The organism is Collinsella sp. Sow4_E3 (assembly GCF_052116285.1).
GTDB lineage: Bacteria > Actinomycetota > Coriobacteriia > Coriobacteriales > Coriobacteriaceae > Collinsella.
Genome location: NZ_JBQKLJ010000014.1, coordinates 34,590 through 58,016, shown reverse-complemented (window position 1 = coordinate 58,016; position 23,427 = coordinate 34,590). Strand labels below are relative to the sequence as shown.

The following is a 23,427-nucleotide window of genomic DNA, read 5'->3' as shown; positions in this document are numbered from 1 at the left end:
GGCGAGTCCGCCGGCAGGCGGGCGAAGCCGGTGCGGATCCGCGCAGCGGATACGCGGACGTCCTTTCGCCCGCACCATTGATTGAAAGAGCTCCCAGCAATGGGAGCTTTTTTGTTATGGGCCTCCTGATGGTGTCACATGGCTGCTTTGTGCGGGTATCCTAGTGCCAACGTGTGCCCATCGGAGGAGAGACCATGCTGTTATCCGGTATTATCGCTGCCCTTACGAGCCTTCTACTTCCCATCATCATTTTGTTGCTACTGCTTCCCAACGCCTGCTATGTCGTTGAACAGCAGCATGCTGTGATCATCGAGCGCCTGGGCAAGTTTAACCGCATCGTCAACGCGGGTTTCCACATGAAGGTGCCCGTGATCGACCGCAAGGCCGCCACGGTGAGTCTGCGCACCATGAAAAACGGTTTTGGGATCGACGTTAAGACCCAGGACAACGTGACTATCGGCCTTGAGGTCTCTGCTCAGTACCACGTGAGCTATGACATGGGAGCCGGCCCGGCAGATTCGGGCATCTACAAGAGCTACTACATGCTGCAGGAGCCCGTCGACCAGATGCGCGACTTCATTACCGATGCCCTGCGCTCTTCCATCCCTGGCTATACCCTTGATGAGGTCTTTGCCAAGAAGGATGACATTGCCAAGGACGTCAACGCCACCGTATCCGAGCAGATGGCCGCCTACGGCTTTACCCTCGTGTCGACGCTCATCACCAAGATCGCGCTGCCGACCGAGGTCGAGAACTCTATGAATGACATCAACGCCGCCCAGCGTAAGCGCGCTGCTGCGCAGGAGCTCGCTGAGGCCGACCGCATCAAGCGCGTTACCGAGGCGACCGCCGAGGCCGAGGCAATGGAAAAGGCGGGCGAAGGCATCGCCAACCAGCGCAAGGCCATCGCGCTGGGTATCAAGGATTCGCTCGAGATTATCCAGGAGACGGGCGTCGGCAACGATGAGGCCAACCAGCTGTTCATGTTTACGCAATGGTCCGAGATGATGACGGAGTTCGCTCGCACGGGTAAAACATCGACGGTCGTGCTGCCGAGCGACTTTTCGCAGTCGGCCTCTATGTTCGAGCAGATGCTGACCGCCGGCAAAGTTCAAAACGATTCGAAGGAGTAGGCGCGCGTGAAGTGCACCGTTGTATGCGTCGGTAAGCTCAAAGAGCGTTTTTGGAAGGATGCCTGCGCCGAGTACACCAAGCGCCTGGGCGCCTATGCCAAGGTGGATATGCGCGAGGTGGCCGATATCGACCCGGCCAAGGCGGGCGGCGTGGATGCCGCGCGCGACAAGGAGGGAGCGGCGATTCTTGCAGCCCTGCCGCCCCGAGCGCATGTGATCCTGCTGGCCATTGAGGGCAAAGAGCGCTCGAGTGAGGAACTCTCGGCGCGGCTCGATGATCTTATGTTGCGAGGCAACAGCGACATCGCCTTTGTGATTGGCGGATCGGACGGCGTGAGCGACGATGTTCGCTCACGAGCTGACGAAATGCTCAGCTTTGGACGCATTACCTTGCCGCATAACTTGGCGCGCGTGGTGCTGCTGGAGCAGGTCTACCGCGCCTGCAAGATTAGCCGTGGTGAGCCGTATCACAAATAGGTCGGCAACACGAAACAATGCCGTGGGACAATAGCTCTCGATTCGAAGAACCTGTCTGAGAGGACTATGAGATATGAAGATTGGATTTGTCGGTTTTGGCAATATGGCGAGCGCTATGGCCGATGGCTGGATTGCCGCCGGTGTGGCTGCGAGCGACATGTGTGCCTGCGCGGGCCGCTACGATGCCCTGGTTGAGCGCTGTGAGGCGCGTGGAATACTTGCCTGTCGTGATGCGGCGGAGGTTGTCGCTGTATCCGATATCGTGGTTGCTGCGGTCAAGCCGTACATGATCGAGAAGGTCTTCGCTCCGCTCAAGGATACTCTTGCCGATAAGGTCGTCCTTTCGGTCGCCTGGACTTGGGACAGTGTCAAGTGGGAGCAGGTTCTGCCGGGTGTCGCGCACATCTCGACGGTCCCCAATACACCGGTTTCGGTGGGCGAGGGCGTCATCGCCTGCGAGAAGTCCTCTACGCTCAACGGCGAGCAGCGTGCCGTGGTGCTCGATCTGCTCGGAAAGATTGGCACTGTCGTTGAGCTCGATACGAGCTTGCTGTTTGTGGGCGGTACCGTGGGCGGTTGCGCCCCGGCATTTGTTGCCATGGCGATTGAGGCCCTGGGCGACGCGGCCGTCAAGCACGGCATTCCGCGCGCCGACGCCTATCGCATTGTGAGCCAGATGGTTCTGGGTACGGCGAAACTGCAGCTTGCAACTGGGAAGCATCCTGCGGCGATGAAGGATGCCGTGTGCTCGCCCGGCGGCGCAACCATCAAGGGCGTCGTCGCGCTCGAGGACGCCGGCATGCGCAGCGCCCTGGTCAAGGCCATCGACGCCACCCTTCAGTAAACCTGCCATTTAGGGACAGGTTTATTTTGGCAGGTTTTTCCTGCGGTTTTATCTCTATAGCGAAAAGCGCCCCGCAACCGGGTTGATACCGGTTGCGGGGCGCTTGCGTTTGCCCAGATAAAACCGACCAAAATAAACCTGTCCCTAAATGGCAGGTTAGTCCCAGAAGCTGTCTTGATCTTCTTCGGATTTGGGCCCGCGGTCGACGTAGAGCTTATGGGTGCGCTTCTCCATTACAAAGGCAAGAATCGCAAACAGCAGGATGCCGCCGGCGAAAAGGATGGCAAAACCGGTGCGGGTGCCAAACAAAAAGGAAAAAACTGCGTCCATTGGGTGCCTTCTTGCGTAGTTGAGTTGGGTCGTAAACGCTCATAAGTATATACTTGCCCATACATGTACAAGGTTGCAACCTAAATGGAATGTATATCGCCGGAGGATCTAATGCTTGATATCAAGTTTGTTCGCGAGAACCCCGATGCCATCGATACCGCCATGGCTAACCGCCAGACGTCTTGGGATCGCGAGAAGTTCTTTGAGCTCGACGATGAGCGTCGTGCCGTCATCACCGAGGTCGAGGAGCTCCAGGCCACGCGTAATGCCGAGTCCAAGAAGATCGGCGCCCTGATGAAGGAGGGCAAGAAGGACGAGGCCGAGGCCGCCAAGGAGGCCGTGCGCGCCGTCAACGAGAAGATCGACGGTCTGGCCGAGCGCCGCACCGTTCTCGAGCAGGAGCAGTACGACTTTATGGCTCACCTGCCCAACATTCCCTGCGAGGCCACCCCGTACGGCAAGGACGAGGACGAGAACATCGAGCGCCGTCGTTGGGGCACCCCGCGTGAGTTCGACTTCGACTTTAAACCGCACTGGGATCTGGGCACCGACCTCGACATCCTCGACTTCGAGCGCGGCAACAAGCTCTCCGGTAGCCGCTTCACCGTTCTCGGTGGCGCCGGCGCCCGTCTGGAGCGCGCCCTCATCAACTTCTTCCTCGATACGCACACCAGCCGTGGTTTTAAGGAGTGGTGGCCGCCCATCGTCGTCAAGCGTCAGACCATGTTTGGCACGGGCCAGCTGCCCAAGTTCGAGGACGACGCCTATCATGTCTCGGGCGATAACTTCCTGATCCCCACCGCCGAGGTCGTGCTTACCAACCTGCATGCCGGCGAGGTTCTCGATGCCAACACCCTGCCGCGCCGCTACACCGCCTTCACCCCCTGCTTCCGCGAGGAGGCCGGCTCTGCTGGTCGCGACACCCGCGGCATCATCCGCCAGCACGAGTTCGACAAGGTCGAGATGGTCAAGTTTGCCAAGCCGGAGGAGTCCGACGAGGAGCTCGAGAGCATGACCGCCGAGGCCGAGTTCCTGCTTCAGCAGCTGGGTCTTCCGTATCGCGTGATTAGCCTGTGCACCGGCGACCTGGGCTTCTCTGCCCGTCAGACCTACGACATCGAGGTCTGGCTGCCGAGCTACAACGCCTACAAGGAGATTAGCTCCTGCTCCAACTGCGGCGACTTCCAGGCTCGCCGCGCCAACATCAAGTATCGCGATCCCGAGAACTTCAAGGGCTCGCGCTACCTGCACACCCTTAACGGTTCCGGTCTACCGGCTGGCCGCACCATGGCCGCCATTCTGGAGAACTACCAGAACGCCGACGGTACCATTACGATCCCCGAGGTTCTGCGTCCTTACATGGGCGGCCTCGAGAAGATCGAGCCGGTCGCGTAGGTTTGCTGCATAAGCGATTTGCGGGGGCGCCCCTATCCGGGGCGCCTTTTTTGTGCGCGGAGCCTTACCATGTCGCGCGGACAGCTCAATAGAAAATACACGAACAAATGTTCTGTATACGGTCGTCTACCTGCTATGCTTTTACTAGATACGAGCGAGAGAAGGGGATGTGATGGACCTGTTTGATGAGCGGGTAGTTTTGTTTGAGAGCGATGAAGGTGGGGAGCACCTGCTAGTTACGTGTGAGCCATCGGGTATGGGTGGCTTGGTGGTGAGGCAAACGAGCGAGGGTCCGTTGACCCAATGGTGCTTTGAGGAGTCGCCACATGTAGTTGAGACCTTTGTGACGCACGAAGGGCTTGCAACACTCGAACGGTTCTATGGAGTCGGGACTTCTAACCAGGTGGCACGCATGCTGAGTATCTCGTTTGCCGAGTATGATTGCGCCCAGCGGGTGCGCTCGCTATTGAGGGATCTCGGTGTTGGGTTCGATGTGGTTGAAAAGCCGATCGATCGTATGGGAAACGGTGATACATGCGGAGCTGCATGAGGAAAATGGTCTAGAAAAAAAATCAAGATTGTGCTTGACTCCAATTAACTAAAATGGTTTCATATGTCTTGCGCTGCGGCGTTACCTCAGCTGGATAGAGGGTCTGACTACGAATCAGAACGTCATAGGTTCGAATCCTATACGCCGCACCAATCGAACTTGAAGCCTCCGGCAACGGGGGCTTTTCTTTTTTGGAAGCCATGCATGGATTCGAACCTCGGTCGAGGCGCGAGCGTAAAGAAAACGCGAAGCGTTTTTAGCGAGCGGGCGAGCGCGCCGGCAGGCGGGCGAAGCCGGTGCGGATCCGCGAAGCGGATGCGCGGAATCCTATACGCCGCACCAATTGACTTTAAAGCTCCCGGCAACGGGGGCTTTTCTTTTTTGGAAGCCATGCATGGATTCGAACCTCGGTCGAGGCGCGAGCGTAAAGAAAACGCGGAGCGTTTTTAGCGAGCGGGCGAGCGCGCCGGCAGGCGGGCGAAGCCGGTGCGGATCCGCGAAGCGGATGCGCGGAATCCTATACGCCGCACCAATCGAACTTGAAGCCTCCGGCAACGGGGGCTTTTCTTTTACGCCGCCATTCGACGCCAGACACTCGACTGGAATCGTGCGCCTCCGCCCGCGGGAGACTATTTCTTATCTACTCGTGTAAGATTCCGAGTAGATGTCGCGGTCCGTCCGCGACCACTCCTTCGCTAGACGACCGATCAGGGTGATATTTCGTGGCAGAGCGTCCGACATACAAGCTCAGGTTTCTCGACCCCAAAAAGCGTTTTCCATCGATGCCAGAGCAACCCGCGGGGCGCTCGTATGGTGTTGTCTGGAAAGTTTTTGGCGAGGATCCTAAAGAGTCTTGCTACGTCGTCGAATTCGTAGGCAAAAGCCACATATCGCTTTTGGGCTACGTGAGCGTGTCAGGTGAGGTCTATAAGGTTGACGGCCCTGTTCAGAAAGTGCCATTGCCCAAGAGCCCCGACATGAAATTGGTCCTTGACGAGTCCGATTCCAGTGTTGGCGAGATTTTGGTGCGGGGAGCCAACGGTGCAATGCGCGCTTGCGCGCGAACGGTCGGCTCTCCCGAAGGGCCCATGCGTGAGCAGTCCGACCACGAGACATGGAATTCGAGCCGTGCTCTCCCTTATGGCGAGTTTATGGCCTCGATGTTCTTGCGCTACGTGATATTTGCCGACCCCAACAACACTCTTGCGAACACGGTACCTGCCGACGAGCTCGATGAGGGTATAAAAAACACCGCCAACAAGATCAAACTCGTAAAGTTGCCCGAGCCGGTCGAGGTGTTTTTGGGCTTTAACACGGCACCGCTCCCCGATGCTATCGAGACGCTGCTCTACCGCGTTGACCATGCCGATAATCCGAGCGGTATCGAGCGTTATGCCGCCGCCCTTATGAGCGAGGTCGATTTGCCCCGACTGCGCACCATCGCTGCCAAGTCCGAGATGGGCCTAGCGCGTATCGACCGCTCAAAGCTGTTCTATCTCAATTTTGATCGTAGCCTGCTGGACCAGGACGAGATTGACATGCTGCTTGCTATCGAGTGTCGTCTTAACCGCCTCTCCGGCATCCTTGAGCGCATCGGGGCCGGATTGGCCCCTGCGGCATCCTCGCCGAGCCTTGAGGGCTGCGCGCTCTTTGACGCGTGGCATATCGCCAAGACGACCAACGATGTTCCCCGACTGCTCGATACGGCCTCGAGTGACAACCCGTGGGGCAAACCGGGTACGGTAGCTTGCCAGCCAGGCGGTGAGTGGGACGTGCGCACCCGTTTTGCGCGCGCGGTCGAAGCCCTCAACGTGGTCACGCGGCTTGACTATACCTATCGGGCAAACGTTGCCGAGGGGATTATGCTCGTTCGGTTTGGGCGCTCGGTCGTGGATGCCATGCCCCAACGTGAATACGACGCCCAGGATGACGTCTGGCGTGAGTTGGACGAGGACGTGCGTACGATTTGGGCCGCGGAGCACGACGCGCGCGTGGCGCTCACGCTGGCAGCGGCTTGTTTTGCTGCCGGTGCCAGCATTACGCGCTGCTACGTTCAGATTGCGGCTCCCGATGGCGAGCAGGGCGAGCGCATCATTGCAACATATTCCTTTGGGCGTGCGGCCTATCTGGCCAATTGCGTTCCCGCCGCTAAGAATTTTGAAAGTATGGATATGGATGATATGCCGTGCAAGCGCATGCTTGAGGCATATGAGTCGGATGCGCCGGATGCGATTGAGCCCGCTGAGGTTCATGCTCGCCCGCGTGACGACCACCGTTCGCTGCCGCCGGCGTTGCGCGACCTGCTGCTTGCCGATACGGCTGATGAGCTTGAGGTTATGGAGGAGGGCGATGACCCGTATGTGGCGCGCGTCGCTGAGTTGCGCGAGCGGGCAAAAGTCGACCGCGCGGGTGCGTTTGAGGGCTTTTCCCGTCTTGTTGAGGAGCTGGAGGCCAAGTGCGCCGTTGCCGAGCTTTTGGCGACAGGACCGGTCCAGACGCTGTTTTGCGACAACCAACTGGTGCGTATGGTGCTGCCGGTAATGGAGGAAGACCGCTCCGTTCGTATTTTGCGCGCTCCCGATGCGCTGTACTTTGCCCAGCATGAGATTTGCAGCTTTTACGCCGATCAGGAGGATTTTGAGCGGGCATTGCCCGAGGTGCGTCATCTTTACGATCTGGCGCGCTCATCCATGCAATCACATTTTGCACTCATCAACGTGCTGGCGCGTCTGGAGCGCTATGACGAGGTCATTGAGGTGGCGCGCCACGGCCTGCGCATTGCCAGTGACCGTTCCTCAATCGGCTACCTGTTCTATCGCCTAGCGTTTGCCTACTGGAACTGCGATCAGCTCGAGCTGGCGTTGGCGTGCTACCGCTTGGTACCGCGCGGTGAGGAGTCGGGTAGCAACGCACTGGAGGAAATGCAGGGCCTTATGAACGAGATGGGTGTCAATGAGCCACCGACGTTCGAGGAAGCGGTTGAGACCATCAGTAAGGCCGGGCTCGAACTGCCGCCGGTGCCCGCCGTGTCCAACCAGCTGGCAGACGCGGCTGTGCAGCTGGTCGATAACGGTTTCTTTTTCCTGGCACGCGTCTGCATCTTCCAAATGTGGCGCACGATGGGAAACGATGAGCTCGGATCCCTCAGCCGGTCGTTGGGATAGGGGTTTGATTTATGGGGGAGGAAAGCCGGCCGGCCAATTATCAAAATTTCCCCTTGCCCGGATTCGAGTGTTTGGTTACTATGGAACGGCTGTTACGGAGAGCTGACCGAGAGGCCGAAGGTGCTCGCCTGCTAAGCGAGTATGCCCCAAAAGGGCATCTGGGGTTCGAATCCCCAGCTCTCCGCCAGTATGACTTGAAAGAAGGGTCCCATTTGGGGCCCTTTTTTGATTAGAAGAATGTTAGCTGGGGATTCGAACCCTCAAAAAATGAGGCGCCCCGTTGGACGCCTCATTTGGTTCGATGTGATATCGCTTTGGCCCTACACCTCAGGAGCCTTGGCTACGGTCTCGCTCTCGGCTGTGAGCGGGCGGTTGTCGATGCGGCGGCCCAGGCGGTCGAGCTTCACGAGCAGCCACTCGATGGGATTGGGCCCCGTTCCTTCCTCGTCGGCAACCAGGTCCATGACGGCAATCTTGGTGCCGTCCTGCTTAAGCGTAACGCTGCCCACCTTATCGCCAACATGCACCGTGCCCGAAAGGTCATCGTAGCTAACCTTTTCGGTCACTTCGCCGGCGAGTGAGAACACCGTTGCCTGCGCGGTGGGGTCGGCAAGCGTGGCGTCGATCGTTTTGTCTGTCCAGTCGGTTTGACTGACACGTGCCATCAGCGGATTTCCGTTGGCGGTCTTCTTTTGCGTATTGGCGATTTCGACCGTTACCTTGTGGTCGTAATACCAACTAGCAAGTGTGGCCGTATCGGCAAAACGCTGGTCGGTGGTGCTGGAGTTCAAGACAACGGTATAGATCTCGTCGCCATCGCGATTGTAGGCGCTTGCAAAGCAGTATCCGGCATTGTCGGTGGTGCCGGTCTTACCGCCGATATTGCCGTCTTGGCCCAATAAAACATTGTGCGTATCCATGGAATGCGAATGATCGGAGCCGTCGGCGCCCGTCACTTCGATCCAGGGATCTTTGCTCGCCATGACTTCGCGAATCGTGTCGTCCTTCATGGCCTCTTGCATCATCAATGCCACATCGTGTGCGGTTGAATGCATATCGCCGGCCCATTCGTCAAAATCCAGCCCGTGCGGGTTCTCGAAGAGCGTTCCCGTGCAGCCGAGCTTCTCGGCCTGCTCGTTCATGGCTTTTACAAACGTAGCGACGGCATCTTTGGTCTTGGGGTCAAGTTTTTTGCCCACGTGTTCGGCAAGCGCGATGGCGGCGTCGTTGCCCGAGGGGATCATCAGGCCGCGCAGCGCTTGCTCGACGGTGAGCTCGTCGCCTTCGAGGAGTCCCGCGGTCGAGTTGCCTACGGCTGCCGCCGCGTTGCTCACGGTGATTTTCTCGTCCATTTTGCAGTTCTCGACCGCGAGGATTGCAGTCATGACCTTGGTGATCGAGGCGATTTTGACTTGCTCGTCGGCGCTACGGGCATAGTAGACGGTGCCGTTTTTACCCATGACAAACGCATTGGAGGCATCGATATCGGGCAGGTCTTCGGCTGCAATGCCGCGTGCATCGGCGGCTTTGCCGCAGATGTTATCGGTCGTGAGCACTTGGGCGCCGGCGACAGACGGAATACCGGCGACAAGGGCGACGGCGCAGGCAAGGCCAACGGTCAGCTGCGCGGAACGCTTTACAAGAGGGGTAAGATGCTTCACTGATTTCGCTTTCGACGGGATGGTCTCCTTTGGCTCTAGAGTATATCGTTTACCGGCTGTGCCGCTTGGGGTTTGGCGCGTGCGGTTTATCTTCGTGTCTGAGCGGACGCTTGGGTGTGCACGGTCGATATGATTGCCCGTCGCGTATCGAGGAGGTCCTTACAAATACTTGACAATACGCTCACGCATATATGAGCTGCGATTTTTACTATCGATATTGCTGATTTGATATCGATGTGGAGGTATGCGGTATGACGGCTGCTGCGGCTGTGGGGCCCACGGAGCTCGAGGAGCTAATGGAAGCGCAGGCCGAGGCCGCGCATGAGCGCGAAGTTGGGGATGCGACTCGCCCCACGGCAGAGGACCTTGCCACCTCGCCGACGCGCATCGATGTCGAGGGCCTCGACCTGTTCTATGGCGATCACCACGCGCTTAAGGATGTGTCCATCAAGATCCGCGACAAGCAGATTACCTCGTTTATCGGTCCTTCGGGCTGCGGCAAGTCGACGTTGCTGCGTTGCTTTAACCGCATGAACGATGGCATCAAGGACTGCCGCATCGAGGGCAAGATTGCGCTCGATGGTCAAGATATCCTGGGCGATTACGACATCTGCCGCCTTCGCCAGCGCGTGGGCATGGTGTTCCAGCGCCCCAACCCGTTTCCCATGAGCATCTACGACAACGTCGCCTATGGCCCCCGCGGTATGGGTGTGCGCGATCGCGCTGTGCTGGATGAGCTGGTCGAGGATTCCCTGCGCCGCGCTGCCCTGTGGGACGAAGTCAAGGACAAACTCAAGGAGTCTGGTCTGGGGCTTTCGGGCGGACAGCAGCAACGTTTGTGCATCGCCCGTGCGCTTGCCGTGCGGCCCGATGTTCTGCTGATGGACGAGCCGACCTCGGCGCTCGACCCCGTGTCGACGCTCGTGGTGGAGCAGCTGGCCTGCGAGCTCAAAGAGACCTGCACGCTCGTGGTCGTTACACACAATATGCAGCAGGCGGCGCGCATATCCGATTCCGTCGCGTTTTTCTTGCTAGGTGAGTTGGTGGAGCACGCGCCCACCGCTCAGCTTTTCAAAAATCCTACCGACCCGCGTACGGCGGATTATTTGACGGGGCGTTTTGGCTGATACCATCTAGTAAAGGTGCCTTTAGGATTAAGATGCGGTCATGCCGGCCGCAAAGGGGTTCAACATGATCTATTACGTCGAGGACGATGACAACATCAGGGATTTGACGGTCTATGCGCTGCGCAAGCAGGGGATCGAGGCCGAAGGCTTTTCGTGCGACGGTGAGTTTAAGGCTGCCGTGGCGCGACGGGTGCCCGATGCCGTGCTGCTCGATATCATGCTGCCCGATACCGATGGCTTGGCGATTATGCGTCGCCTGCGTGCCGATCGCCTGACGGAGACGGTGCCCATCATGATGCTTACCGCCAAGGATACCGAGCTCGACAAGGTGATGGCGCTCGATGGCGGTGCCGACGATTATCTGACTAAGCCGTTTTCGCTCATGGAGCTTGCGAGCCGCTGCCGCGCACTGCTGCGTCGCGGCGGCATGGTCAAGCAGGCGAGCGATGTGCTCAGCGTGGGCGATATCGTGCTTTCGCCCAGCCATCGCGAGGTGACCGTTGCCGGCGAGCCGCTTAAGCTCACCCTGCGCGAGTTCGACCTGCTCGAGTACCTCATGCGCAAGCCCGGCGTGGTCTTTACCCGCGAGTCGTTGCTGCAGAGCGTGTGGGGCTGGGACTTCGACGGCGGTTCGCGCACCGTTGACGTGCACGTGCAGACGCTTCGCCAAAAACTGGGCGAGCATGCCAGCGCCATCGAGACCGTGCGCGGCGTGGGCTACCGTTTGGCCGAGCCTTCTGCCGGTGACGGTGCCGAAGGTGACGACACCGCGGCCACCGCATCGGAGGAGTAACCCGTGGTCTTCGCCCCCCAGGGAAAACATACGCTGTCGCACCGCGTTTTTGTGACGATCTTTGTTTGCGCCATGGCGGTTATCGTGGCGTTTACGGTGCTGGGTGCGTTCTTTGTGCAAAACACCTTGGCGGATGCCACGAGTGCCAATCTGGCGCAGGAAACCGAGCTCATTGCTGCCGCCCTCGACGAACAGCAGGAGCCCATCCCGTTCTTGCGTAGCCTCGATCGCGAGGACTTGCGCATCACGCTGATTAACAAGGATGGATCGGTTGCCTACGACAACGAGGCGTCGCCTTCCTCACTGCCCAACCATGGCGATCGCCCCGAGGTCATCGAGGCCTTTGAGAGTGGTTTGGGTTCCGCGGAGCGCGCAAGCTCTACGCTCGACGAGATTATGCTGTATCGCGCCGTCGCCCTTGATAACGGCCAGGTTGTCCGCTTGGCGCAAGCCCAGCCTGGCGTTGCGGCGATTTTGCTGTCGATGGTGGCGCCGATGCTGCTTATCGCAGCAGCGGGTGCAGTACTCTCGTTTTTTATGGCGCGCCGCGAGTCCCGTGCAATCATCGCGCCGTTGCAAGAGGTGGATTTGGACCACCCACGCCGTAGCTATGAGCACGCCTATGCCGAGATGGTCCCCATGCTTGAGCGTATTGAGTCGCAGCGCCAGGAACTCAAGCGCCAAATGGCGGTGCTAGCGGACAACGACCGAATGCGCCGTGAGTTCACGGCCAATATCACCCATGAGCTCAAGACCCCGCTTACCGCGATTTCGGGGTATGCCGAGCTTATTGCAAACGGCATGGTTGAGGGCGAGGACGACTTGCGCAACTTTGGTGGCCGCATCTATCGCGAGGCGGGCCGCCTGGCAGCGCTCGTCAACGACATTCTTACGCTTTCCAACTTGGACGAGGCGGAGCGAGCATCCGAGGGCGAGGCGGTGCCCATTGGGTCCACAGAACCCATCGAGCTCTCTCGCGCCATGTTGACGGTGGAACAGCGTCTTGAGCAAGTTGCCCGGCAGTCGAATGTGACCATTGGGCACGAGACGAAGCCCATGGTGATCGAAGGCGTGCCGCGCCTGATTGACGAGCTGATCTACAACCTTGCAAGCAACGCCATTCGCTACAACCGACCTGGCGGTACGGTCACGCTGCGCTGCGGGACCAATGACGAGGGTCATCCGTACCTGTCTGTTGCCGATACGGGTATCGGTATCGCGCCCGAGGAGCAGGGTAAAGTGTTCGAGCGTTTTTATCGCGTGGACAAGAGTCGTTCTAAGGCGCGTGGCGGAACCGGCCTGGGTTTGGCGATCGTCAAACACGCCGCTCTGTACCATCACGCCGCGATTGACCTGTCGAGTGAGCCGGGCGTGGGAACCACCATTACGGTAACGTTTCCCGTGCAACAAGAGGGACTGTTCGCGTAGCGGCATAGCAAAAACCGAGGATTAGGCGGTACGCCCGCGCCTCGGCTACCGCGTGAATTGTTGCGCAACTTACACGCGGACGCTGTATCTTATGTATAGAGCTTGGGCATGGTAGAAATATGCGATATTATACGAGCAGTTTTGTCAATACGAACTCGGGAACTGAAAGGCAAGCTGCATGACCCTTCTCGAATTGTTCCAGCTGCTTAAAAAGCATCTCAAGCTGGTCATTACCCTTCCGGTGGTCTGTGCGATCGTCATGGGTATCGCGTCCTTTGCCATGATGGACAATACCTACACCGCCACGACGAGCATGTACATTCTCGCTAAGACCGACGGCGGTCAGATGAGCTATAACGACCTTTCGGCGAGCCAGATGCTTTCCAACGATATCGCCACGCTGCTCGACAGCGATAGCGTTAAGAGTAGTGCCGCCAAGGATCTGGGCCTTTCCGATCTGGATGATTACAAGATTGCCGTTTCGTCTGAGACCACGACGCGCGTCATTACGCTTTCGGTGACGGGTACCGATGCCAAGGAGACGGCCCAGGTTGCAAGGGCCATGGCCAACTCGGTAAGCACGGTCGCCCAAAATGTTGGCGCCGCCCAGAGCATTAACGTGGTCGATGAGGCCAAGACCCCTGAGTCTCCGAGCGGCCCCAAGCGCTTGCTGTACGTTGCCGTTGCGTTCCTTGCCGGCGTCTTTATCGCAATTGCCTACGTTGTTTTGGAAGATATGCTCAACACGCGTATTCGCGGTGCCGAAGAGGCGGAAGAGCTCCTGGGTATTCCCGTTGTTGGCCGAATTCCGGCTATGAAAGGTGGTAAATAGGCATGGCTAAGGCGAAGAGCACCGATAAACTTGTTGTGCAGAATGCCGCCAAGACCCTTTTGGCCAACATTCGCTTTTCGAGCGTAGACGATCCCATTCGCACCATTACCGTTACGTCCTCGATTCCCGACGAGGGCAAGTCTACGGTTTCCATCAACCTTGCCCAGGCTATCGCCACCAGCGGCAAGAGCGTTCTTCTGGTCGAGGGAGACATGCGCCGCAGGTCTCTTTCCGATATGCTTGGCGTTCGTTCGCGTGGCGGACTCTACGCAGTCCTGTCCGAGCAGATTTCCATTGACCAGGCAATCGTCGAGACGGGTCAGAAGAACTTCTACTTCCTCGATGCTGAGCCTCATATTCCCAATCCTGCCGACATCATCGTGTCTCACCGTTTTGCCAAGCTGGTTAAGGCGTTGTCTGCCAAGTTCCAGTATGTCATCTTTGACGCTCCTCCGGTCTGCACCTTCATCGATGCTGCCGAGATCGCCAGCCTGACTGACGGCACGCTGTTTGTGGTGCGCGAAGACTTCACCAAGCGCGAGGAGGCGCTCAACGCCATCGCTCAGCTTAAGAAGTCCGAGAAGGTCAAGCTCATCGGTACCGTTATGAATTACTGCGAGACCGAGACCAGCGATTATTACTATTCTTACTACACCAAGGAAGGTAAGAAGGTAAAGAACGGTTCCCCTGCTCAGGGTGCTTCTAAAATGGGCATCTTTACCAATCGGGCAAACGTTTAGTTGATTAAGGTCGACCTATGCGCGACATTCATTGTCATATCTTGCCGGGTGTAGACGACGGCGCTGCCGATCTTGATGAGAGCTTGGCGATGCTTGCAGCTGCCAAGCAGGCTGGCGTAACCAGAATTGTCTGTACCCCGCATTGCCGAGATCCCTATTTTGACTACGACAAGATGTGGGATGCCTTTGAGCTATTGCGGGATAACGCAGATGGTTTTCCGCTTCAGATGGGCTTTGAGGTCAACCACCGAAAGCTCGTCGAGCTGGGCATCGACGCTGCGGAATACCTGCATTTCGATGGAACCAACGAGTTCCTGCTCGAGCTTTCGACGCATGCTGATTCCTATGCGTTTAGAGAGTACGAGAGTATGATTTACGATTTGCAATGCCGCGGCTACCAGGTGATCATCGCTCATCCCGAGCGATATCGCGCTGTTCAAAAGGATGTGAGTGTAGCCGAGCGTCTGGTCGATATGGGCTGCAAGCTGCAAGCTTCGGCAGACTTTATCGCCGGCGGCCGCTTTGGTCGCGAGAAAAAGCCGGCGCAGCGCCTGTTCGACCAGAACTTGTACAGCTTTATCGCGAGTGACGCCCATAACGTGGGCCACTACGATTGCCTGGCAAAAGCGCGTGCGAAGTTTAGCGTGCGCGGGGCTCATTTTCGCTAAAATCTGTCCCTAACGTTCTTACTGAATGAAGGGGCCGCCTTGGATATCCAACTTAAGACAGGTTGCTTTGAGGACGCGGCGCTGGTGCGCCGCGCCGTTTTTATGGACGAACAAGGCTATGAAAACGAGTTTGACCAGATTGACGAGGACCCGGGCTGCATCCATGTGACGCTGTATGTGGATGGCCAACTCACCGGCTGCTCGCGCGTGTTTCCCGAGGAGCTGGAGCGCGCGGCAGATGCGGAGGCTCCGGTGCCACCGGCGTGCGACTTGGACGAAGGCGTCGCCGCGGGGGAGACCTACATTATGGGGCGCGTCGCCGTGCTGCCGGCTATGCGTCGTCGCGGGTTGGCAAGCGCGATCGTCGAGGCCAGCGATACATGCGCACGCGATGCCGGAGCTAGACTTATTAAGCTGCACGCGCAGGAATACGTGTTGCCACTCTATGAAAAGGCTGGCTACACACAAATTGCCCCGGTTGACTACGAAGACGAGGGTCAGCCCCATGCCTGGATGGCCAAGCGCGTAGATGGCAGATAGGGACGTTCCTTTTCTGTCGACAGTTGGGGACACTCCTTGGCAATTGGCGCATCGGAGTGCTCGGACATACAGTTTTTCGATTCCGCATGTATATATGCGCGCTAATGGGTTATAAAATCTAAGTCTGAACATAGCAGGTCTGCGATACGGCTCGGGCAACCGAGCTGTTTTTGCGGACGGGGGTAGCGCGAAAGGACTGCACATGCGTCAATTTAAGACCGAGAGCAAAAAGTTGCTCGACCTCATGATCAACTCCATCTACACCAACAAGGAAATCTTCCTGCGCGAGCTTATCTCTAACGCGAGCGACGCCGTCGACAAGCTCAACTTTAAGAGCCTGCAGGATCCGAGCGTCAAGCTCGACCAGGGCGACCTGGCTATTCGCGTCTCCTTTGATAAAGACGCCCGCACCATTACCATCTCGGATAACGGCATTGGCATGACCGCCGAGGAGCTCGAGCGCAACCTGGGCACCATCGCCCATTCCGGCTCCGAGGAGTTTAAGACCGAGAACGCCGAGCAGCAGGGCTCGGATGTCGACATCATCGGTCAGTTTGGCGTGGGCTTCTACTCGGCCTTTATGGTCGCCAGCCACGTGAAGGTGGTCAGCCGCGCTTATGGCGAGGATGTCGCCCATGTGTGGGAATCCGACGGTCTTGAGGGCTATACCATCGAGGACGGCGAGCGCGCCGAGCACGGCACCGATGTCATCCTGACGCTGCGCGAGAACGAGAAGCTCGACGCCGATGGCGAGGCCGAGACCTACGATCGCTTCCTGACCGAGTGGGGCCTCAAGAGCCTGATTCAGCAGTACAGCAACTATGTGCGCTACCCGATCCAAATGATGGTCTCCAAGAGCCGCCAGAAACCCAAGCCCGAGGACGCGCCGGAGGATTACAAGCCCGAGTACGAGGACTACCAGGAGCTCGAGACCGTTAACTCCATGACGCCGATCTGGAAGAAGCGCAGCTCCGATGTTGAGCAGAAGGACTATGACGAGTTCTACAAGTCTACGTTCCACGACTTTGACGATCCTGCGCGCACCATCAGCTTCCACGCCGAGGGTACGCTCGAGTACGACGCCCTGCTGTTTGTGCCGGGCCGCGCGCCGTTCGATTTGTACAGCAAGGACTACGAGAAGGGCCTGGCGCTCTACAGCTCCAACGTCCTGATCATGGAGAAGTGCGACGACCTGCTTCCCGACTACTATAACTTTGTCCGCGGCGTCGTGGATTCCGCCGACGTGTCGCTCAACATCTCGCGCGAGACGCTGCAGCAGAACCGTCAGCTCAAGGCTATCGCCAAGCGTGTGGAAAAGAAGATTACCGCCGACCTTGAGGATATGCGTGACAACGACCGCGAGGCCTACGAGAAGTTCTTTGAGAACTTTGGCCGTGGCCTTAAGTACGGCATCTATTCGAGCTATGGCATGAAGGCCGATGAGCTCGCCGACCTGCTGCTGTTCTGGTCTGCCAAGGAGCAGAAGATGATTACCCTGGCCGAGTATGCCAAGGGCATGCCCGAAGATCAGAAGGCCATCTACTACGCCGCCGGCGACTCGCGTGAGCGTTTGACCAAGATGCCCGTGGTAAAGGGCGTACTCGACCGCGGCTATGACGTGCTGCTGCTGACGCAGGATGTGGATGAGTTCACGTTCCAGGCTATGCGTGAGTACGTTGCCGTCGATATGCCCAAGATCTACGAGGACGACGCTGCCCGCGAGGCTGCCGAGAAGGCCGTTGCCGACGGTGCCGAGCCCGAGGTCGAAGATCGTCACCTGGAGCTCAAGAATGTCGCTACCGGCGATCTTGACCTGGCGACCGAGGACGAGAAGAAGGAGGCCGAGGACGCCACTAAGGAGAACGAGGACCTCTTTAGCGCCATGAAGGAGGCACTCGGTGACAAGGTCGAGAAGGTCGCCGTCTCTGCGCGCCTGACCGATGCTCCCGCGTGCATCACCACCGAGGGTCCGCTTTCGCTCGAGATGGAGAAGGTGCTTCAGAAGGGTCCCGAGGGTGCGCCCGACGGTATGCCCAAGAGCCAGCGTGTGCTCGAGCTCAACGCCAAGCACCCGGTCTTTGCCAAGCTCGTCGCTGCTCAGAAGGCGGGCGACGCCGACAAGATCAAGCAGTACTCCGGCCTGCTCTATGACCAGGCCCTGCTCGTCGAGGGTATTTTGCCCGAGGACCCCGTTGCCTTCGCGGCGGCTGTCTGCGAGCTTATGTAATTGGTTCCGCCGTTCTGCCGAACGGCGGACCGGTCGACGCTGCGCGGGCACCAGAGCGACAACTTGTCATTCAAAGAGGACGGCATGACCAGAAGGTCTATGCCGTCCTCTTTGAATGCCAATTTGTTCGCTCTGGTGCCCGCTCGCTGGCATTGCCAAAACATCGACGTTACCGTGGTCCAAACTAGTCGTTGGGGACGTTCTTGTTTGACTGGTCGTTTAAGAACGTCCCCAATGACTAAAGAACGTCCCCAACGACTAGTTGGGTTGCTAATTTGTGCGGGTTGTGGTTTTGTGACCTGCTGAAATTTAAGATACTGTACAACTGTACGTTAACTCATCTTCGTAGTATATTGCTACCCGCAAAACTCAATACCATTGTGCATCGAGACGTTAAAACGCCTTCGTACAATGGTTGTCGATAGTACGATTCGATTCAACGACAGGATGGATGGTCCAAGCGTGAGTCTCGGCAGCAAACTATCCGATGCAAAGGTCTCCTTTGCGATATTTAAGCGTGACATTAAGCGATTGATCGTGAACCCCGTCGCCCTGGTGGTTACCCTCGGCGTGTGCGTTATTCCCTCGCTGTATGCCTGGTACAACATCGTTGCCAACTGGGATCCGTACGGAAACACCCAGGGTATCAAGATTGCCATCGCCAACAACGATCAGGGCACCCAAAGCGATTTGGTGGGCGAGCTCAACGCGGGCGATAAGGTCGTCGATCAGCTCAAGGAGAACGATCGGCTGGGCTGGACCTTCGTCGATTCGGCGGCCGATGCCAAAGAGGGCGTCGAGAGCGGTAAGTACTATGCGGCCATCGTAATCCCCAAGAACTTCTCGGATAACCTGGTTTCGATGCTCGACGGCAACTACCATCAGCCCAAGCTTACGTACTACGTCAATGAGAAGAAGAGCGCTATTGCGCCGAAGGTTACCGACACCGGTGCAAGCACCATCGAGGAGCAGATCAACTCGGAATTTGTCTCCACGGCGGGCGAGACCGTTGCCGGTATCGCCAAGGATGCCGGAGTCGATTTAAAGGACAAGGCAACCCAGACCCAGGATTCGCTGGCAAGTTCGGTGTCCGAGGCATCCGATACCTTGGGCGAGGTGCGTGGTTCGATTGGCGACATGAATGCCGCCATCGATAAGACGAGTGGTTCCATTGCCTCGGCAGATGCAGCACTTGCCGGTCTACAGGGTCAGGCGCCGTCGCTGACGCAGGCGATCTCCCAGGGCAACGACCTGCTGGGCGAGGCTCGCGCCACGGCGGGTAATTCCATCACCTCGCTCTCCAAGGCGCTCTCGGAAGGCAGCCTTGCGCTCACCAAGACGTCAGCCTCCGCGAACGCTGCGATTGGCAAGCTGACGGGCACGGTCACATCTACGACCACCCGTATCGACAACTCGCTTGAGTCTCTCCAGGCGACGATCGACCACAATAAGGCCGTTATCGAGCACTTGGAAATTCTCGTTAATGACACGTCGACAGGTTCCGAGGAAATTGACGCGCGCATTGTATCGACCATCGATTTGCTCCGCGAGCAGAATGAAAAGCTTCAGAGCATCAAGGATAGTCTGTCTGCGCAGTCGAGCGCCATGGCGAATGACGCCGCGGCTGTCTCGGGTGCCAGCGACGCTATCAATAACGCAATCCAGACCGGTGCGACTAACCTTGGCCAGGCCCAGACGGACCTGGGTCAAAACGCGCTGCCGAAGGCCTCGAGCGCGCTTGATTCATTTGCCGCCGTCTCGGGTGATCTGACGGGAATCGTGTCTGGCCTCACGCCTGCTATTGCAAGTGCGCGCGGTACACTTTCGCAACTCAACGCTACGCTCGGTCAGGCCAAGACCACGCTGTCCCAGACCGATGCCTCGCTTGCCAAGGTCCAGGACAAGCTCGCAACCGCCGCCAACGACATTGCGGCGCTGCAGACCTCCGAGTCCATGGGCGAGCTGGCTGATCTGATGGGTGTCGACGTCAATGACGTGGCAGACTTTATGGCATCTCCCGTAGAGCTGACTTCCAAGTCAATTTTCCCGGTCAAGAGCTTTGGCTCGGGCATCGCTCCCTTCTATACCAATCTGGCGCTTTGGGTGGGCGGCTACGTGCTTATCGCTATCTACAAGCTCGAGGTCGACCGCGAAGGCATCGGCAGCTTTACCGCGCGTCAGGGCTACTTTGGCCGCTGGCTGCTACTGGTGATCCTGGGCGCGTTCCAGGCCATTATCGTTACGGTAGGCGATCTGGTGATTGGCGTGCAGTGCGTCAGCCCGCTGCTGTTCGTGCTGGGCGGCATCGCCATTTCGTTCACCTACGTCAATATCATCTATGCGCTGTCCACCACGTTTAAGCATATCGGCAAGGCGATCGGCGTCATTCTGGTTATCGTGCAGATTCCGGGCTCTTCGGGCATGTACCCCATCGAGATGATGCCCGGCTTCTTCCAGTGGCTGCATCCGCTGCTGCCCTTTACCTACGGCATCAATCTGCTGCGCGAGACGGTCGGCGGCATGTATTCGTTCAACTACCTGTTTAACCTGTGCATTCTGGGCGTGTTCTTGATCGTGGCGCTCTTTATCGGCCTGCAGCTGCGTCCGCTGCTGCTCAACCTTAACCTGCTCTTTGATAAACAGCTTTCCACGACCGGTATGATGATTTGCGAGTCCAACGACCTGCCGCGCCAGCGCTACTCGCTGCGCACGGCCATGCGTGTCATGCTCGATTCCGATTCGTACCGTCGCGAGCTGCTCGATCATGCGGTCGCCTTTGAACATCGCTACCCGTACTACATCAAGGGCGGTTTTGCCGCCGTGGTGGGCGTTCAGGTCCTGCTCTTTGTCCTGTCGACGGTTCTCGATATCGACAATAACGGCAAGATCATCCTGCTCGTTATCTGGATCATTTCGGTTATTGCCATCTGCGGCTGGCTTATCAATATCGAATATATCCGCGCGAGCCTCAATACCCAGATGCGCATCTCGGCGCTTTCGGATGAGGACTTGCGTCGCGAGATGCGCGAACACACGGCCGCCATTCCTGCCGCCCGCCACATGTTTGGCCTCAACGCCAGCGAGCGTGGTGTCAAGGGCGGCGATCAGTCCACGGGCCGCTTGCCGCATATAGGCTCGCACCATAAATCTCAGGGCAGCGACAGCACAGCCACAAATGATGGAGATACCACCCCACTTGGCAAGCACTCTAAAGGAGGTGAGGCATAAATGAAGAACATCCTGCACCTGTTTAAGCGCGATGTCCAAAACGTGTCTCGCTCCGTGATCGGCATGATCGTCGTAATGGGCCTCATTATCGTGCCGTGCCTGTACGCGTGGTTTAACATCGCCGGCAGCTGGGATCCCTACGGCAATACCGGCAATCTTAAGATTGCCGTGGTCAACACCGACGAGGGCTACGAGAGCGATCTGATTCCCGTCGAGGTCAACGTGGGCGAAAACGTAACCGCCACCCTGCGCGGCAACGAGAACTTCGACTGGGTTGTCCTCAACGACCGCGATAAGGCGATCGAGGGCGTTAAGTCGGGCGCGTACTACGCTGCCGTCGTTATCCCTAAAACGTTTAGCGCCGACATGATGACGCTTTTCTCGACTGAGGTGAAGCACGCCGATATCGAGTTTTACGAGAACCAGAAGGCCAACGCCATTGCCCAGATTGTGACCGAGAAGGGCTCGAGCGCCGTCCAGAGCCAAGTCAATGAGACCTTTACCAAGACCATCACGACCATCGGCCTTAAGACGGTGTCCAGCCTGCTCGATTACATGAGCACCGACCAGGTGAGCAACTTTATCGCCAATCTGTCCTCTACGCTTGGCGATTCGGTCGAGGACCTGCGGGACGTTCAGGCGAGCGCGACGTCGCTCGCGGGCATTTTGAGCTCTACGTCCGATTCACTGACGTCGGCGAGCGGTATGCTCAAGCAGTCCGGATCGACCGAGGAGTCGGTGAAGCAGCTCATGCAGCATGCCGAGAGCGGTATTGCCGATTCCGAGCAAGCGCTCAAGTCCGCCAGCGATGCCGTCGATTCTGCAATAGACGGAAGCGCGGACTCGTTCGATAACGTATCCACCGAGCTCGCAAATGCATTCGATGCTGCGAAGCAACATGTCGACCTTACCGTGTCTCAGCTTAAGGCCTCTGCCGACTCGCTCTATGCGCGTGCCGACAAGATTGCTGACACGGCGAATGAGCTCCGTAGTCTTGCTGGCCAGGTGAGTAACGATAAGCTCAAGGCAGGGCTTGAGGACGCGGCTGCTGAGCTTGACAAAACCGAGAAGGAGTACCGCAACAATGCCAATGAGCTGTCGAATATCGAGACGTCGCTCACGAACAGTATGTTAGAGGTTAACAAGTCGCGTGCCGAGGTCGACCAGGCAATAGCGGATGCCAAGGCTGGCATCTCGGGCGCCAAGATTGACTATGACTCTACGTTTTCGGTCAAGGCCAAAGAACTCAAGAAGACTATTTCAGGCGTTTTGGATTCGCTCGATGGTATCTCGGGCGATCTGGATAGCGCCGTAGACGGCCTGACCGACGCATCCGGTTCGCTGTCAAAGGGCCTCTCCAAGGCTGCAAAGCTGGTCAACAAGGCTTCCGATCAGCTGGGCGAGGCGTCGGACAAGATCGGCGCGTTTAAGGACGAGCTCGACGGTGCCCTTATGTCTGATGATCTAGCCACGATCAAGACGATGATCGGCAACGACCCCGAGGGCCTCGCCGCGTCGCTTTCCGGCCCCGTTGCGCTCGACCGCAAGCCGGTCTATCCGATCCGCAACTACGGTTCGGCCATGGCACCGTTCTACACGATTCTGTCGCTCTGGGTTGGCTCGATCGTACTGGCAGCCATGATGAAGGTCTCGGTCGACGATGAGCTTATCAACGAGCTCATCCCCGTGCGCCTGCACGAGATCTATTTGGGCCGCTACTTGTTCTTTGGCGGCTTGGCCTTGCTGCAGGCGACGCTCGTGTGCGCGGGCGACATTCTGTTCTTTGGCATTCAGTGCGACAACCCCCTGCAGTTTGTGCTTGCCGGCTGGGTCGCGAGCCTCGTGTTCTCCAATATCGTCTACACGCTTACGGTATCGTTTGGAGATATCGGTAAGGCCCTCGCCGTCGTGCTGCTGGTCATGCAGGTCGGCGGTTCGGGCGGTACGTTCCCCATCGAGATGACCGGTCCCGTGTTCCAGGCGATCTACCCGTTCCTGCCGTTTACCCATGGCATCAATGCCATGCATGCCGCCATGGCCGGTGCCTACCATATGGAGTACTGGGTTGAGCTGGGTATTCTGGCGAGCTATCTGATTCCGTCGCTGGCCCTGGGTGTGGTCTTCCGTCGTCCAGTCATCAAAGCCAACGACTGGATTATCGAAAAGCTGGAGTCGACAAAGCTAATTTAGTGCGGCAACGTTAACGCTGATGTAGAACTAATGCCAGCGAGCGAGCCGCATTTGCGCCAAGGTGACGTGAAATGAAAGGGCGCTGACCTTCTGGTCGCGC

18 protein-coding genes and 2 tRNA genes are annotated in these 23,427 nt (G+C 58.0%); 18 read left to right on the top strand and 2 right to left on the bottom strand.

What is annotated here, in order from left to right; translation table 11 throughout:
• The first annotated feature begins 194 nt into the window (after positions 1 to 194).
• From ACTQ48_RS08610 to proC, 3 genes are all read left to right on the top strand, one after another.
• On the top strand, positions 195 to 1,133 hold the full coding sequence (locus ACTQ48_RS08610; protein WP_441570611.1) for an SPFH domain-containing protein: 939 nt from the start codon (positions 195 to 197) through the stop codon (positions 1,131 to 1,133).
• Between the two features lie 6 nt (positions 1,134 to 1,139).
• Entirely contained in the window at positions 1,140 to 1,610 is a 471-nt protein-coding gene (gene rlmH, locus ACTQ48_RS08605) for a 23S rRNA (pseudouridine(1915)-N(3))-methyltransferase RlmH (protein WP_370450649.1), read from the top strand.
• A 73-nt stretch (positions 1,611 to 1,683) separates the two neighbouring features.
• A complete protein-coding gene (gene proC, locus ACTQ48_RS08600) occupies positions 1,684 to 2,454 on the top strand; it encodes a pyrroline-5-carboxylate reductase (RefSeq protein ID WP_441570609.1) in 771 nt (256 codons plus the stop codon).
• Between the two features lie 156 nt (positions 2,455 to 2,610).
• On the opposite strand, the gene ACTQ48_RS08595 is transcribed toward proC, so the two are convergent.
• On the bottom strand, positions 2,611 to 2,784 hold the full coding sequence (locus ACTQ48_RS08595) for a DUF6724 family protein (RefSeq protein WP_195838594.1): 174 nt from the start codon (positions 2,782 to 2,784) through the stop codon (positions 2,611 to 2,613).
• A gap of 111 nt (positions 2,785 to 2,895) precedes the next feature.
• On the opposite strand from ACTQ48_RS08595, the gene serS reads away from it, so the two are divergent.
• The 5 genes from serS to ACTQ48_RS08570 all read left to right on the top strand — a co-directional run bounded on the left by serS (position 2,896) and on the right by ACTQ48_RS08570 (position 8,080).
• Positions 2,896 to 4,179 (top strand): serine--tRNA ligase, encoded by a 1,284-nt coding sequence (gene serS / locus ACTQ48_RS08590; RefSeq protein ID WP_441570607.1) that lies wholly within the window; start codon positions 2,896 to 2,898, stop codon positions 4,177 to 4,179.
• A 172-nt stretch (positions 4,180 to 4,351) separates the two neighbouring features.
• Entirely contained in the window at positions 4,352 to 4,729 is a 378-nt protein-coding gene (locus tag ACTQ48_RS08585; protein WP_154517675.1) for a hypothetical protein, read from the top strand.
• A gap of 75 nt (positions 4,730 to 4,804) precedes the next feature.
• Positions 4,805 to 4,881, top strand: a tRNA-Arg gene (locus tag ACTQ48_RS08580).
• An 825-nt stretch (positions 4,882 to 5,706) separates the two neighbouring features.
• The gene (locus ACTQ48_RS08575) at positions 5,707 to 7,893 is read left to right on the top strand and encodes a tetratricopeptide repeat protein (protein WP_441570605.1); all 2,187 of its coding nucleotides are present in this window, start codon (positions 5,707 to 5,709) and stop codon (positions 7,891 to 7,893) included.
• Positions 7,894 to 7,989: 96 nt separating this feature from the next.
• Positions 7,990 to 8,080: transfer RNA gene (locus tag ACTQ48_RS08570), tRNA-Ser, on the top strand.
• Between the two features lie 133 nt (positions 8,081 to 8,213).
• Here ACTQ48_RS08570 and ACTQ48_RS08565 read toward each other — a convergent pair.
• On the bottom strand, positions 8,214 to 9,554 hold the full coding sequence (locus tag ACTQ48_RS08565) for a D-alanyl-D-alanine carboxypeptidase family protein (protein ID WP_441570603.1): 1,341 nt from the start codon (positions 9,552 to 9,554) through the stop codon (positions 8,214 to 8,216).
• Positions 9,555 to 9,805: 251 nt separating this feature from the next.
• Between ACTQ48_RS08565 and pstB the strand changes: the two genes are divergently transcribed.
• The 10 genes from pstB (at position 9,806) to ACTQ48_RS08515 (ending at position 23,327) form a co-directional block, all read left to right on the top strand.
• Positions 9,806 to 10,681 carry a phosphate ABC transporter ATP-binding protein PstB gene (gene pstB / locus ACTQ48_RS08560; RefSeq protein ID WP_441570601.1) on the top strand — a complete coding sequence of 292 codons (876 nt, stop codon included), beginning with the start codon at positions 9,806 to 9,808 and terminating at the stop codon, positions 10,679 to 10,681.
• Between the two features lie 64 nt (positions 10,682 to 10,745).
• A complete protein-coding gene (locus ACTQ48_RS08555; RefSeq protein WP_154517679.1) occupies positions 10,746 to 11,474 on the top strand; it encodes a response regulator transcription factor in 729 nt (242 codons plus the stop codon).
• Positions 11,475 to 11,477: 3 nt separating this feature from the next.
• Complete coding sequence (locus ACTQ48_RS08550) at positions 11,478 to 12,902, top strand: sensor histidine kinase (RefSeq protein WP_441570599.1); 1,425 nt, start codon at positions 11,478 to 11,480, stop codon at positions 12,900 to 12,902.
• 178 nt (positions 12,903 to 13,080) lie between these two features.
• Positions 13,081 to 13,734: a YveK family protein gene (locus ACTQ48_RS08545; RefSeq protein WP_441570597.1), complete on the top strand. Its 654-nt coding sequence runs from the start codon at positions 13,081 to 13,083 to the stop codon at positions 13,732 to 13,734.
• Positions 13,735 to 13,736: 2 nt separating this feature from the next.
• Positions 13,737 to 14,474: a CpsD/CapB family tyrosine-protein kinase gene (locus ACTQ48_RS08540; protein ID WP_441570595.1), complete on the top strand. Its 738-nt coding sequence runs from the start codon at positions 13,737 to 13,739 to the stop codon at positions 14,472 to 14,474.
• A 17-nt stretch (positions 14,475 to 14,491) separates the two neighbouring features.
• Entirely contained in the window at positions 14,492 to 15,142 is a 651-nt protein-coding gene (locus tag ACTQ48_RS08535; protein WP_441570593.1) for a tyrosine-protein phosphatase, read from the top strand.
• A gap of 39 nt (positions 15,143 to 15,181) precedes the next feature.
• Positions 15,182 to 15,682, top strand: a complete 501-nt coding sequence (locus ACTQ48_RS08530; RefSeq protein ID WP_154517683.1) for a GNAT family N-acetyltransferase — start codon at positions 15,182 to 15,184, stop codon at positions 15,680 to 15,682.
• 202 nt (positions 15,683 to 15,884) lie between these two features.
• On the top strand, positions 15,885 to 17,909 hold the full coding sequence (htpG, locus tag ACTQ48_RS08525) for a molecular chaperone HtpG (RefSeq protein ID WP_427719038.1): 2,025 nt from the start codon (positions 15,885 to 15,887) through the stop codon (positions 17,907 to 17,909).
• Between the two features lie 462 nt (positions 17,910 to 18,371).
• Positions 18,372 to 21,137 (top strand): YhgE/Pip family protein, encoded by a 2,766-nt coding sequence (locus tag ACTQ48_RS08520; protein WP_441570591.1) that lies wholly within the window; start codon positions 18,372 to 18,374, stop codon positions 21,135 to 21,137.
• On the top strand, positions 21,138 to 23,327 hold the full coding sequence (locus ACTQ48_RS08515; RefSeq protein WP_441570589.1) for a YhgE/Pip family protein: 2,190 nt from the start codon (positions 21,138 to 21,140) through the stop codon (positions 23,325 to 23,327).
• Positions 23,328 to 23,427 lie beyond the last annotated feature (100 nt).

Excerpts from the sequence above, each read along its gene's own strand:
- ACTQ48_RS08610 (WP_441570611.1), top strand. The coding sequence starts at position 195 with ATGCTGTTATCCGGTATTATCGCTGCCCTTACGAGCCTTCTACTTCCC.
- proC (WP_441570609.1), top strand. The coding sequence starts at position 1,684 with ATGAAGATTGGATTTGTCGGTTTTGGCAATATGGCGAGCGCTATGGCC.
- ACTQ48_RS08595 (WP_195838594.1), bottom strand. The coding sequence starts at position 2,784 with ATGGACGCAGTTTTTTCCTTTTTGTTTGGCACCCGCACCGGTTTTGCC.
- serS (WP_441570607.1), top strand. The coding sequence starts at position 2,896 with ATGCTTGATATCAAGTTTGTTCGCGAGAACCCCGATGCCATCGATACC.
- ACTQ48_RS08585 (WP_154517675.1), top strand. The coding sequence starts at position 4,352 with ATGGACCTGTTTGATGAGCGGGTAGTTTTGTTTGAGAGCGATGAAGGT.
- ACTQ48_RS08575 (WP_441570605.1), top strand. The coding sequence starts at position 5,707 with ATGAAATTGGTCCTTGACGAGTCCGATTCCAGTGTTGGCGAGATTTTG.
- pstB (WP_441570601.1), top strand. The coding sequence starts at position 9,806 with ATGACGGCTGCTGCGGCTGTGGGGCCCACGGAGCTCGAGGAGCTAATG.
- ACTQ48_RS08555 (WP_154517679.1), top strand. The coding sequence starts at position 10,746 with ATGATCTATTACGTCGAGGACGATGACAACATCAGGGATTTGACGGTC.
- ACTQ48_RS08545 (WP_441570597.1), top strand. The coding sequence starts at position 13,081 with ATGACCCTTCTCGAATTGTTCCAGCTGCTTAAAAAGCATCTCAAGCTG.
- ACTQ48_RS08540 (WP_441570595.1), top strand. The coding sequence starts at position 13,737 with ATGGCTAAGGCGAAGAGCACCGATAAACTTGTTGTGCAGAATGCCGCC.
- ACTQ48_RS08535 (WP_441570593.1), top strand. The coding sequence starts at position 14,492 with ATGCGCGACATTCATTGTCATATCTTGCCGGGTGTAGACGACGGCGCT.
- htpG (WP_427719038.1), top strand. The coding sequence starts at position 15,885 with ATGCGTCAATTTAAGACCGAGAGCAAAAAGTTGCTCGACCTCATGATC.
- ACTQ48_RS08515 (WP_441570589.1), top strand. The coding sequence starts at position 21,138 with ATGAAGAACATCCTGCACCTGTTTAAGCGCGATGTCCAAAACGTGTCT.